Source organism: Sorangium sp. So ce295 (genome assembly GCF_051527405.1).
Classification (GTDB): domain Bacteria; phylum Myxococcota_A; class Polyangia; order Polyangiales; family Polyangiaceae; genus Sorangium; species Sorangium cellulosum_B.
On sequence record NZ_CP150324.1, the window covers coordinates 3,689,645 to 3,701,660 of the forward strand.

The 12,016-nt window shown below is 71.8% G+C and carries 8 protein-coding genes and 1 tRNA gene; 5 read left to right on the forward strand and 4 right to left on the reverse strand.

Translation table 11 applies throughout. The features are described 5' to 3' along the window. Positions 1-11: 11 nt before the first annotated feature. From WMF11_RS14155 to WMF11_RS14170, 4 genes are all read right to left on the reverse strand, one after another. The gene (locus WMF11_RS14155; RefSeq protein WP_437977827.1) at positions 12-1,076 is read right to left on the reverse strand and encodes a pentapeptide repeat-containing protein; all 1,065 of its coding nucleotides are present in this window, start codon (positions 1,074-1,076) and stop codon (positions 12-14) included. Next, positions 1,063-3,729, reverse strand: a complete 2,667-nt coding sequence (locus tag WMF11_RS14160; protein WP_437977828.1) for a DUF2169 family type VI secretion system accessory protein — start codon at positions 3,727-3,729, stop codon at positions 1,063-1,065. The genes WMF11_RS14155 and WMF11_RS14160 overlap by 14 nt, the downstream gene beginning before the upstream one ends. A 150-nt stretch (positions 3,730-3,879) precedes the next feature. After that, positions 3,880-5,523 (reverse strand): TROVE domain-containing protein, encoded by a 1,644-nt coding sequence (locus WMF11_RS14165; RefSeq protein WP_437977829.1) that lies wholly within the window; start codon positions 5,521-5,523, stop codon positions 3,880-3,882. 166 nt (positions 5,524-5,689) lie between these two features. After that, positions 5,690-5,827 (reverse strand) — tRNA-Arg (locus WMF11_RS14170). Positions 5,828-6,175: 348 nt separating this feature from the next. On the opposite strand from WMF11_RS14170, the gene WMF11_RS14175 reads away from it, so the two are divergent. The 5 genes from WMF11_RS14175 (at position 6,176) to WMF11_RS14195 (ending at position 11,925) form a co-directional block, all read left to right on the forward strand. Continuing rightward, positions 6,176-7,492: a hypothetical protein gene (locus tag WMF11_RS14175; protein ID WP_437977830.1), complete on the forward strand. Its 1,317-nt coding sequence runs from the start codon at positions 6,176-6,178 to the stop codon at positions 7,490-7,492. Between the two features lie 145 nt (positions 7,493-7,637). Then, positions 7,638-8,666, forward strand: coding sequence for an alpha/beta hydrolase family esterase (locus tag WMF11_RS14180; protein ID WP_437977831.1), 1,029 nt, complete (start codon positions 7,638-7,640; stop codon positions 8,664-8,666). 394 nt (positions 8,667-9,060) lie between these two features. After that, entirely contained in the window at positions 9,061-9,726 is a 666-nt protein-coding gene (locus tag WMF11_RS14185) for an RNA polymerase sigma factor (protein WP_437977832.1), read from the forward strand. Beyond that, a complete protein-coding gene (locus tag WMF11_RS14190) occupies positions 9,723-11,027 on the forward strand; it encodes a hypothetical protein (RefSeq protein ID WP_437977833.1) in 1,305 nt (434 codons plus the stop codon). The genes WMF11_RS14185 and WMF11_RS14190 overlap by 4 nt, the downstream gene beginning before the upstream one ends. Positions 11,028-11,355: 328 nt before the next feature. After that, positions 11,356-11,925 carry a hypothetical protein gene (locus WMF11_RS14195; RefSeq protein ID WP_437977834.1) on the forward strand — a complete coding sequence of 190 codons (570 nt, stop codon included), beginning with the start codon at positions 11,356-11,358 and terminating at the stop codon, positions 11,923-11,925. Positions 11,926-12,016 lie beyond the last annotated feature (91 nt).

Sequence of the window (12,016 nt, forward strand, 5' to 3'; positions counted from 1 at the left end):
CCCGCGCCGGCTCAGCCGGCCTTGCCTCGAAGCCTGTCCTGCCACGCCTCCGCCTCGGCGAGCGGCTCGTCGTCGCCCAGCGCGAGCGCGCGGCTCGTGAAGATCGCCCCCTCGTCCCGCGTCCGGTGGAAGCGCGCCCGGAAGAGCGCCGTCCCCGTGAAGTCCGCCCCTCGCACGTCGGCGTGGGAGAAGTCGGCGTAGGTGAGCTCCGCGCCCGGGAAGCGGGCGCGCTCGCAGCGCGCGCGGTGCCAGATGCTCTGCTCGAGGCTGGCCCTCGCGAGGTCGGCGCCTCCGAGCGCGGCGTCCACGAAGATCGCCTGCGTCAGCTGCGCTCCGCGCAGGCTCGCGCCCGTCAGATCGGCCTCGACGAAGATCGCGTTCGCCGCCCTGGCGTCGTCGAGCCGAGCGCCGGCGAGCTTCGCGCCCTTGAAGCCGCACTGCGTGAGGTTCGCGCCGGTCAGGTTCGCCCCGGAGAGATCCGCGTCGGTGAACTGGCTCAGGGTGAAGTCGAGCCCCGAGAGGTCCATGCCCGCGAACCGGGCGCCGATGAAGACGACGCTCCGGCAGCGCGCCTCGGCCAGCGCCACCGACGTCATGTCCGCCCGGATCAGGTGCGTGAACTCGAGCCGCGCGCCCGAGAGATCGAGCTCTTCCACGTTCGCGTCGACGAGCACCGTGCGATCCAGGTTCGCGCGCGCGAGCCTCGCGCCCGCGAAGCGCGAGCTTGCGAACGCCGCGATGACCAGGTCCGCCTCGGAGAGATCGGCGAGCGACAGATCGGACTCGGCGACCTGCGCCGCCGCCCAGGTCGTCCGTGCGAGCTTCGCCTGCGCGAGCGCGCACCGGTGCATCGCCGCGTGGTGCAGGTTGGCGCCGGTCAGATCCGCCCCCGTTAGGTCGCACGCGGTGAGGATCGACTCCTTGAACGTGGCCCCGGCGAGGCGCGCCCCCTTGAAGCTCACCTGCTCGAAGAGCCCGCCCGAGAGGTCGGCGCCGCCGAGGTCCTCGCCGTCGAGGCAGGCGCCCTCGATCGTCTCGCCGCCCTTGATCTTCGCGATGAGCTCAGCCCTGTCCACGCGGCCTCCGCGGCACGAAGCGCACCTCCCGGAGGTTCGCCTCCTCGAAGCGCGTCCGATCGTCGCCGATCACCTTCGCGAGATCGGCGCGGAAGAGGTTGGCCCGGGTGAAGTCTGCGCCCATGAGCTTTGCCTTCTGGAGGACGCCCTGCATCAGATCGGCGCACGTCAGATCGGCGTCCGTGAGGTCGGCGCGGACGAACCGCGCCTCGCGCGCCGCGATCCACGCCATCCTGGCGCCGCGCAGGTCGCACTCGCCGAGATCGCTGCCGTTCATCCACGCCTCGGTGAAATCGGCGCCGGCGAGGCTCGCCCCGCGGAGGTTCGCGCCCGTGAGCGTGGCGCCGTGGAAGTCGGCGCCGTCGAAGTCGCACTCCTTGACCATGCGCAGGTTCTCCGCGAAGGCGCCCCGGAGCACGGCGCCTCGGCCCTCCGACGAGAAGAACGCCGTCGAGATCAGCCGGGCGCCCGAGAGATCCACGCCGCCGAGCTTGCACTCGATGAAGGTGGACCGCGAGAGATCCGCGCCGGCGAGCTTCGACCCGGCGAGGTCGACCCGGAGCAGCGTGAGCAGCTGCGCCAGCGCGTCGGAGAGGTCGTTGTCGCGCAGCGTGGCCTCGGACAGGTCGGCCAGCGTGAGCTCCGCGCCGCGGAACGACGCGCCCGTCAGATCTGCCTGGTAGAGCACCGCGCCGGAGAGATCGGCGCCAGAGAGATCGGCGCCCGCGAGCTTCGCCCGCCCCAGGTTCGCCTCCTCGAGCTTCGCGCCCCGGAGCGCGGCGCGCGAGAGGTCGGCGCGCGCGAGGACCGCCTTCTCCAGGTCGGCGCCCGTGAGGTCGGCGTCCGCGAGGCTCGCGCCCTCGAGCAGCGCGCCGGTCAGCGTCGCGCCCCGGAGATCGAGGCCGGAGAGATCCGCGCCGGTCAGGTCGCGCCCGGCGAGCGAGCGCCCCGCGCGGTGCGCCTCGATCACCTCCTCGCGGAGGCGCCGCGCGGCCTCGCCGGCGAGCCGGCCGGCCTCGGGGCCGAAGTGCGCGGTCTGCCGGTATCCCTCGATCACCTGCGCCTCCATCCGGGCGAGCTTCCGATCGAGGGCCGGATCCGCGAGCGTCTCCTCGAGCTCGGCGTTCGGGTACCCCGCGTTCGCGAGCAGGGTCGCGAGATCCTCCAGCCGCTCGCGCTCGGCCTTCGCCGAGAACCTCGGCGGGCCGGCGGCCTGCTTCATCGCCTCTTCCTGGAGCGCGTCGTAGTCCATCCCGGCCGCCGCGTAGGCCGCGCGCGCCTCGGCCTCGGCCTTCGCCCGGCGGCCCTCCGCCTCGGCTTGCTCCCGCTCCGCGCGCGCCTCGAGCTCCTCGACGAAGGGCCCCAGCTCCTCGATGTCGGGGATGACCGGCTCCACGACGGGCTCCTCCTCTCCTTCGAGGCCGAACTGCGCCGGGTCGAGCCCGAGCTCCACGACGGTCGCGCGCGCCTTCTGGCGGTTCTCCTCCGCCCTGCGCCGCGCGCCGCCCTGGAGGTTCTTCCGGAGCAGATCGTCGCTCTCGAGCAGCCGCTCCACGTCGGACTTGTCGCGCGGCGGCCGCGCTCCGGGCGGGAGCGCAGGCAGCAGATCGCTCTCGCGCAGCGACGCGAGGTGCCCTGCCTTGGGGTCGAGCCGCTGCCTCAGCACCTCGCGGTAGTGCTCCGCGGGCCTCGGCGCGCCGAGCGCCTCCGCGCCGATCACGATCTGCAGCACGTCGGCCGCGTCGTCCTCGTCGACGAGCGCGATCCCCCGGAACAGGAGGACGCCGCGCTCGGCGTGGGGGAAGAGGTGCACGGTCTCGAGGCGCATCGCCACCTCCCCGAACGTCTCCTCGCCTCCGCTCTTCCGGTTGATGAACGCGCGCGCCGCGACGCCCGGCAGCGCCGCCTCGATGACGGGCCTCTCCGGGTGCATGTTCTCCAGCAAGAGCGGCTCGTCGCCCCGGAAGAACCCCTGGATCTGCTGGTCTTCCGGCGCCGCGTTGAACATGCCGAGATCGGTGTCCTCGGCGAAGCCCGGGAACCTCTCCTTGAGCCATTTCTGGTCGTACGTGCCGATCTTGCCGAAGCGCTGCGGCCACATGAGGTCGAGCGGGCCGAAGCCCGCGGGCGCGGGCTGGTCGCTCGGCGACGTGATCAGCGGCTTCGGCAGCTCGATGTTCGGGAGCGGGTGGATCTCGCCCCGTTCGGTCTCGACCGGCTGGGCCCCCTTGCCCACGGGGTTCTGGGCGAACTCCGGGCCGCCGAAGGCGCGCTCCCAGGCGATGGGCATCTCGGTGAACGGTTCCGGCTCGGTGGGCACCCCGCGCCGCCAGATCCGGTCGCCGATGGCGTAGAGCGTCTTGTCCACCGCGCCGAGCCGCGCCCGCACCGCGCAGGCCGGCGCGCGGCCCCCGGGCGGGTACGCCCGCCCCGAGATCAGGAGCTCTCCCCGCGGCTTGGGCATCCCCATGTCGAGCACCGCGTCCTTGCCGAGCTCGGCCGCGGTGAACTTCCAGAGATCGATCTCGGAGAGCAGGGCTGCCGGCGGGCCGAACGAGAAGAACGCGAGGACCGTGACGGACAGATAGCAGTCGCTGCCGTCCTCGAAGACCCTGTGGAGGAGGCCGAGCTTCTGGGGCTTGATCGTCTTCATCGGGAGGGGGTCGCGCCGCCAGCGCGCGGGTCCACGGCCCCGGGGACGACGTCGCCCGGGGCCGCGGCGCACTGTCTCCGAGCGACTCGCGTCAGTCAACGCTCACGGCCGCCGACGCTCGTCGCGCCAGCCCCGATCGCGCGCCTACTGCTACTGCTGCGCCATCGCCGCGGCGAAGCGCAGCAGCCCCTCGCCCCAGCCGCCGAGGATGTACGTGCGGTCGTAGAACTCGGGCACGAGCGTGTCCTGGTACCCGGCGACCTGGACCAGGAACACGCGCACGTCGCGGTTCACCCGGGCGCGGTACGTGGCGACGAGCTTCGCCACGTCGATGTAGTGCCCGTTCCAGGCGAAGTCCGCGTAGTCCTTCGGCCGCGTACCGTACAGGCCGCCGTGGCCGGCCTGCATGTCGCTCATCACGAACACCGAGTCCCAGCGCTGCCGCTCGCGGATCGCGCGATCCCAGAAGAGCCACACGCCGTTCTCGGTCGCCGTCCCGATCGTGCGGGCGATGTGCTCCGCCTTCTCGAGCTGCGAGAACACGCTCTCCTGCTTGCGCACCGCGAAGGTCTCCAGCCGGTCACCGAACACGCCGAGGTGCCCGTCGCTCGCGCGCATCCCGGCCACGACCCCCGTGAGGTTCGCGATCGTGGAGATCTGCATCGTCCCGAGGCTGCTCGTGGTCGTCCCCTGCGCCGAGCCGCTGTTGTCGCAGAGCACCATCACGCGGCCGGGGAAATACGGCACCTGGCCGAGCGAGCGGTTCAGGCACTTCTCCACCGCGTCGAGCACGGCGCCCGGCGCGCAGCCCTTCACCGCGCGGTAAGCGCTGTAGTACCGGAACGGCAGCTGCTTCCCCTCCGCGGCCGTCTCGACGAGCTTCGGGAGGAACTGGTCGAACGGCACGCCCGCCTCGATCAGGTTGCGCAGGTTGCGCAGCAGGGCCATGTGGCCCATGACCGGCAGCGCCTTGCGCCACGCCGTCCGGTTCGAGCCGCGCGCCGAGACGATCGCCTCCCACGTGCGGCCGGTCGCGCGGAGCGCGCCCTTTGCGAGGCGGTCCACGCTGGGGCTCTTCGGGTGCACGAGGTTCATGACGTCCACGGTCTTGCTCCCCTTGCCCTCGAGCCGGTACTTCGCGAGGGCGTGATCGTCGAAGCGCTCGAGCGCGTCGCGCAGCGCGCGCTTCAGCGCGTTCGGCACCGGCTTGCCGAAGCGGTAGAGCTGGTACGCGAGGGCGACCGCCGGCTCGTCCGCGCGCTTCAGGATGCGCGGCGCGTAGCTGCGCACGAGGCCCGTCCCGCGCACGGAGGCGGTGTTCGCCGCGCGCACCAGGATGACCTGGGGCGTCGTGCGCATATGCTCCTCCTCGCGCAGCCGCACCGCCTCGGCGAGCGTCGCCTCCGGATCGGCCGCGAGCGCCTCGTCGATGGCCTTCTCGATCAGCGCCGCCGGCGAGAGCTTGCGCCACTCGGCCGGATCCACGGCGCCGAGCGTCTCGCGCAGGCGCCGCACCTCGGCGTCCGAGAGGCGCGCGCGGGCGGCCGCCTTCTTCGCCGCCTTCGCCGACGACTTCGCCGACACCTTCGCCTTCGCCGCGTTCACGGCCTTCGCCGGGCGCGGATCCGCGGGGTCGCGGTGGTAGTACATGGGCTCGCCGAAGAAGCACGACGAGGCCGCGAGGCGGAGGCGCGTCAGCGGATCGGCGATATCGAAGGAGCGGCCGCCCATCCAGTTCAGGTGCGAGTCGGCGCTGCGCTTGTCCTGACGCTTGAGATGCTGAAAGAACGCCATGATGACACCTCCATCCTCGACGCACGCGCGGCGAGGGGTCGAGAGCGGGGCGCAGATTGAAGCTGCGCCCCGCTCGTAGAAAACGGGCGCAGCGCGGAGGATGGTGGTCACGGGGTTGGTCGTGTCAAAACGAAGGAACCGTGACGCTCACTGCCGCGCTGTGCCCTGGTGCCAGAGGCGGGACTCGAACCCGCGACCTCGTCCTGAGAAGGGAAGTAACCCCGGAGCTCACTGCCGGCGCTCATCGCGCCGGAGAACACCGTCCGGAGTTGTTTTCGCGCTCTAACCGCTGAGCTACTCTGGCGTGGACGCTGGGGGGTATTGCAGGTCGGATGCCAAGGCGGTCTCCGCCGGTGCCGGCCGCAGAAACCCCGGGGAAGCGGACGGCGGCAAGGGCCGCTGACGTCTCCCGTCGGTCTGGGGTCTATCCCATGGGATAAAATCATAGATTATACGATAGATCAGGGCGATCGCCGTGGTCGCCGCGCCAGAAGGGGGGGGCGCGTCGCCGAGGACCGCGCGGGTAGCGTGAGCAGGCTGCGACGTGGCACAGGGGAGTTGGCGCAGGCTGGCTCATCGGGCAGGGCGATGAACGAGATCGTCGGAAGCTGGCTGTGTTCCGTGGCGGCACCGGGTTTGCTGGAGCCGCCTCATGCTCACCAGAACGCGGGGCTTCTTTGCCTTGGCCACGTGCCTTTCCCTCGTCGGCTGCGCCACCATCGTCGACGATCGGAGCGCGTCGAACGGTCCTCCGGGGGGCGTGGAGGGCACGGGGGACGCGTCGAGCGATACCGGCGGCGCTCCGGGCAACCCGAGCATCGACCCCAGGCCGGCTCCGGAGGGCTGCAACGGCACCCTGGACGTGCCGGATCCGGCGCTCGCCGCGGGCTTGCGCGAGCAGCTCGGCCTCGGCGCCGGCGAACCGATCCCGGGGGCGGCGGTCGCCGCGCCTGACATCCTCTTCCTCGCCGACCTCGGCATCGAGGACCTGAGCGGCCTCGAGTGCGCCAGATCGGTCGAGCAGCTGTTCCTCCAGGGCAATCGGATCGAGGACATCTCGGTCCTCGCGCGCCTGCCGCGGCTCTACAACCTGCACCTCGACGGGAATCGGATCGTCTCGCTGGGCGCGCTCTCCGGGCACCAGGGGCTCATGACGCTTTCCGCGAAGGACAACCTGGTGTCGTCGACGAGGGACCTCAACGACCTTCCGGAGCTTCAGAACCTGAACTTGTCGGGCAATCCGCTCGAGGCCCTCGAAGGGCTGGACGGTACACACGCCCTGTTCCATCTCTCGGTCGACCACACCGACGTCGCCGAGCTCTCGAGCCTCTCCAGGTTTCCGGCGCTGGACAACGCGAACTTCACCGAGACCAAGGTGACGAGCCTCGCGACGCTGCCGGGCCTCCACTCCCTGACGACGTTGATCCTCGATGACGCGGAGGTCGAGGACGTGCGCCTCGGAGCGGTCCTTCCGGCCCTCGCGAACCTGCACCTGAGCGGCAATCACATCGCGTCGATCGCCGGGCTCGACCCCGCGCGCGTGCCCGCCCTGCAGCACCTGGGGCTCGCTCGCAATCCGCTGGCGGACACGTCCCTGCTCTCCACGTACCCGCAGCTGAGGGGGGTGACGATCAGCGAGATCGGCGCGAGCGGCGCGGATCTGAGCTGGGTCACGGGGCTCGCGGGTCTCACCTGGATCGAGGCGCGCTCCGATTCCATCACCGACCTCACGCCCCTCCTGGGCGTACAGCGCATCGGCGTCCTGGATCTGTCGGACAACCTGATCGAGGACGCGTCTCCGCTGAACGACGTCGTGTTCGACCGCTGCGCGCGGGTCTCGCTCTCGGGGAACCCCGGTGAAAGCTCGTTCGGCGGCGTGCTGGACGCGCTCTGCGCGAGGAATATCGTGGTCGACGGCCGCTGCCTGCCCGCTGTTTGCGACCCTTGCGCGAACATGGCCTGCGATTGAGCCCCTCGGCTCAACGGAGCTGACCCAGGGCGCCGAGCTCCGGCCGCCCCGCACCTCAGGGTCCCCATCGAATGGACAGTGGTACACTCCACAGCCTGCGGGTGATGCGGGGCATGTCCAGCGTGTGGAAGGGGCGAGGTGGCTCTTGAAGTACCAATATGGTGAAGGCGTCGTTTCGTCGATCGCGCTGGCTGCCCTCGTCGGCGGTTGCGTGGCCGCGTGCAGCGGAAGCGGCGGCGCGAGCTCCGGCGACGGCGAGGCTGGCGGCGGGGGCTCGACCTCCGGAGGGACTTCGGGGGCGGAGGGCGGCACCGGCAGCCAGAGCAGCGGCGGCAGCAACGGCAGCTCGGGCGGCCAAGGAGCGTCGACCGGCGGCTCGACAAGCTCGGGCGGCATCGGCGGCAGCGGCCCGGCGACGGGCGCTGGCGCGACGGGCGCTGGCGGCGGCGACCCGAGCGATGGCTGCGCGGCGCCGGACCAGGCAACCGAAGGTTACAGGTCGATCGAGGTGGGCGGCACGACCCGCCGCTACTATCTCGTCCCCGCGACGACGACGTCGCCCGCGCCGCTCGTCATCAGCTTTCACGGGCACAGCGGCACGGGTCAGGGAGACGTGTCCACCTTCGCCCTCCGCGACACCACCGGGGGGCAAGCCGTCCTGATGTTCCCCGATGGCGTGCCGCAGGATTGGTACGGCGATGCCGTGGGATGGGACAATCGCAGCACGACGTCCCCCGACGTTGCGTTCACCAAGGCGCTCATCGACGAGGCCGCGGCGTCGCACTGTATCGATCGTTCGCGCGTCTTCCTGGTGGGCTTCAGCTGGGGTGGCTGGATGTCGGCCCAGGCGGGCTGCGCGCTGGGCGATCAGGTGCGCGCGCTGGTCTCCGGCGCGGGTGGGCCGCCCGAAGGTCCGTGCGCCGGACCGGTGAGCGCTCTCATCGTCCACGGCGCGGCGGACAACGCCGAGCCGCTCGACTCCGGCATCCAGACCCGGGACAGGTTCGTGGCCTTGAATCAATGCGGCTCCGGCACTTCGCCCGCAGGCGCGGGCTCGTGCGTCGCTTACGAGGGCTGCACCAAGCCGACGTGGTGGTGGCAACACGAGCTCGGTCACACGCTTCCTCAGGACTCACAGAAGACGATCTGGGAGTTTCTGCTCGCTGCGCCGTAGCTCCGCTGCGTCGATTCTTTGGGCGAGCTCGCGGAGGCGTGATGCAGGGGGCGCAACCAGCATCACGACGTGGGGATGGGGGCGGCTGCGGCGGGGACCTCGGCTGCGTACAGGCCAGGAGCTTCAGAACCAGCGCCGCGTCGCCCAAGCGCAGCGTGGGGATCCGGAACGTCGCGGCCGTGGCGCGCGCTCATCACCGTGGAGGTGAGAGGGGCACGATCCAGGGCTCGGTAGAATTTTCAAGGAGCCCCCAGATCCGGGCCTGCGCGATCGTCACCGCGGCGCGCCGAGAGGAAACCGGCGGCGATCTCGGTTGTGTAGTGTGCGAGATGACGGTGCTGGTGGTCGGCTCATGGTGCATCGCGGCGGACGGGTCCCTCGCGCCGAGGCTCCCGTGAATCTCGCCGCGCGATCCCGGCTCGGCCCGCAGGCCGGGGCCGGGGAGCTGCTCCCCCGTCCCGCAGACGGCGAGCGGTACGACCCGCCCGAGCACATCGCCCCCATGTCGTCCCAGGATCTCCCGGCGTCCAGGGGGCGGGCCTCGGGCGCAGCGGCGCTGGACGCCGAGGCGCTGTACCGCCGCCACCATCTCCTGGTGTACCGCCTCGCCCTCCGTTACGGCCGCGGCAACGTGGCCTGGGCCGAGGATGTGACGCAGGACGTGTTTCTCGACCTCATGAAGGCGCTCGCGACGCTGACCGATCGAGACAACCTCGAAGGATGGCTGTACCGGGCGACCTCGAATCGCTGCCTGAACCGCCTGCGGCGGGACCGGTTCCTCGACCTCGCGCCCATCCGCTGGCTGCTCGGGCAGGACGAGGCCGATCCGCGCCCGATGCTGGAAGAGGTGGCCATCGCGCGCGACGATCTGCGCCGGGCGTTCAAGGCGCTGGGCACGCTGCCTCCCAAGGAGCAGGTGGCATTCTCGATGTTCTATCTCGACGGCAAGGAGCAGGAGGAGATCGGGAGCGTCCTTGGCCACTCCAAAGGGTACGTGTGCAAGCTGATTCAAAGGGCCGTCGCGCGGCTCCGCGACGCCGGGTGGGAGGTGGGGCCATGACGCGAGACCGCGACCTGCTCGCGCTGCTGCACGAGGTCGACGCGCGGCTCGCGGCGGCGGCGCCGTCGCCCCGGCTCGCGGCGAGCCTCGGCGCGCAGCTGCGCGGGGCGCGCCCGTCCCTCGCCCGGCGCGTGGGGCGCCCGCTCGCGCTGGCCCTCGCCGCCGGAACGGCCGCGGTCGCCCTCGGCGCCGCTCTCCAGCGCCCCGCGACCCCCGAGGTCTCCGCGAGCAGCCCGGCCGTCGATCCGGCGATCGAGATCGTCGGCGATCGCTCCCGCACGGACGGCGGGATCCCGGAGCGCACGCCGGCCGAGGGCCACCCGCCGGCGCCGCCCCGGATCCTCGCCCCGCTCCTCCGGGAGCCGCCCCGCCGGCTCGCTCCGCCGCCGAAGGCCTCGCCCCCTGCGCCGCACAGCTCGGCAGCGCCGCCGGACGCGCGCAACGCGCCCTTAAGCCAGCGCAGCGGCGAGCTCCCCGAGGGCCGCACCCCCCCAGCCTCGTCGTTGCGCGCGCGCGCCCAGCCGTCGGACGTCGCGCTCCCGTCGACCCCCGGGTGGGTCGACGCCCTGGAACGTCCGCCGGTCCAGGCGTCGCCGTCGCGCGGCCAGCTCCCCTCGTCGAGCCGAGGCACCGGCGGCGCCGGCGTGCCAGCGGGGGTGGCTGGGCAAAAGGACGAACGAAGCGCCGAGAGCAGCGCCCAGGGGCCGGACGGACCTGCAACGGCGAAGCCGAGCGAGGAGTCGACGTCTCCGCAGGAAGAGACGGGCTGCCGGACGGCGGATGACTTGACGAGCGAGGTCGAGGCGATGTGCGACGCGCAGGGCCTCATCCTTGGCAACGTCAGGCTGCTCGAGCCCTGTAGAGACGGCGGCTACCGCGGTATCGAGCACACGTGCCTCGACGGCGAGCCGACCGAGTGCTGGAGCGGTCAGCTCGGCGACGGCTTCACTTGCCGTGACAGCATCGATCTGAAGGACGAGGCCTACATCACGTGCAGGAACCAGGGAGGGGATCTCGCCGCCCTCGATTACGATTCTGACAGCTCTGGCTGCGGGATCAGCGAGAACATGAGGGCCGCCTACACGTGCTGCCCGGCGGCGGAGCCGCTGCCGTCGTCCCGGTGCTGGACGAGCAAGCTCGACCACGGGGAGCTGTGCCAGGCACTACCGGTGCTCGATGCCGAAGTCAGCGTCCTGTGCGCGCGCACCGACCAGACGCTCTTCCATATCGGGTACGGCTTTGGCAACGCGGCCTGCCTCGATGGCGAGGCCGCGAGCGCGCTCTTCACCTGCTGCCCATGAGCAGCGGTCGCGAAGGCGTCCGGCAGGAGGGACCGGCAAGCCGGCCGGCTCGCGCCAGCGAGCTTCGGAGAGCGCCTGCCGGCGCGGCTCGCCAAAGCAGGGCTGTGAGACGGGGGCTCGGTCGGGGTCGCGGCTTCTAGGGCGGGCGCGAGAGGACGGCTGGGCCACGTCGAGGCGCCGGCGGCTGCTGCGATCGAGCTGACGGCTGGAGCCATCGATCGCGTCAGGGGCAGCATTTCGTGCTCCGGGGCAGCGCTTTGTGCGCCGGAGCAGCGCTTCGTGTACGATGCACGAAACGCGCTCCGAGGCGCCGTCGACCCAGGATAGGATGAGCACCGCGACCGTCGAGTTTGCCGGCATCGAGCTCCTGAGCCCATGCCCCCACTGCAGCGCGCCGATGGCGGTCAACACGCTGACCGACCGGTGCCGCTGCTCGAGCTGCCTCATGGAATCGGCGCTGCCGCCGTCGGTGTGGGACGAGGCGCTGAGCGGCGTCGAGAAGGACGTTGTGCAGTTCGCGAACGGGTACCTGCGCCACGGCCCGGTGTGGGGCGAGGGCGGCCCGCCGCCAGGCCCGCACGTCGAGTGGCAGCGCGGCCACGACGCCCCGCCGTGCCCGCGCTGCCAGCAGTCGATGCGCCTGGCGCCGCAGGGGGGCTGCGTCTGCCCCGCGTGCGGGGCGGGGCGGGCGATCTTGCCGAAGCCGCCGTGGCTGCGGGAGAACAGCCCTGTCCTGGGCTTCGTGAGCGACGAGCCGGCGATGGCCGAGGAGCGGCCGCGCGAGCCGGTGCACGTCGCCTGCACCCAGTGCGGCGGGCCGCTCGTGGCGGATGGGTCGAGCCGGATCGTGCCGTGCGGCTACTGCTCGGCGCGGGTCGCGTTGCCCGATGCGGTGTAGACTGCGCTGCACCCGCCGCGGATCAAGAAGCGGTGGTGGCTCGCCGTGTACGTAGAGGCCGATCCCCGGCGGGAGCCGGCGCGGCCCGACC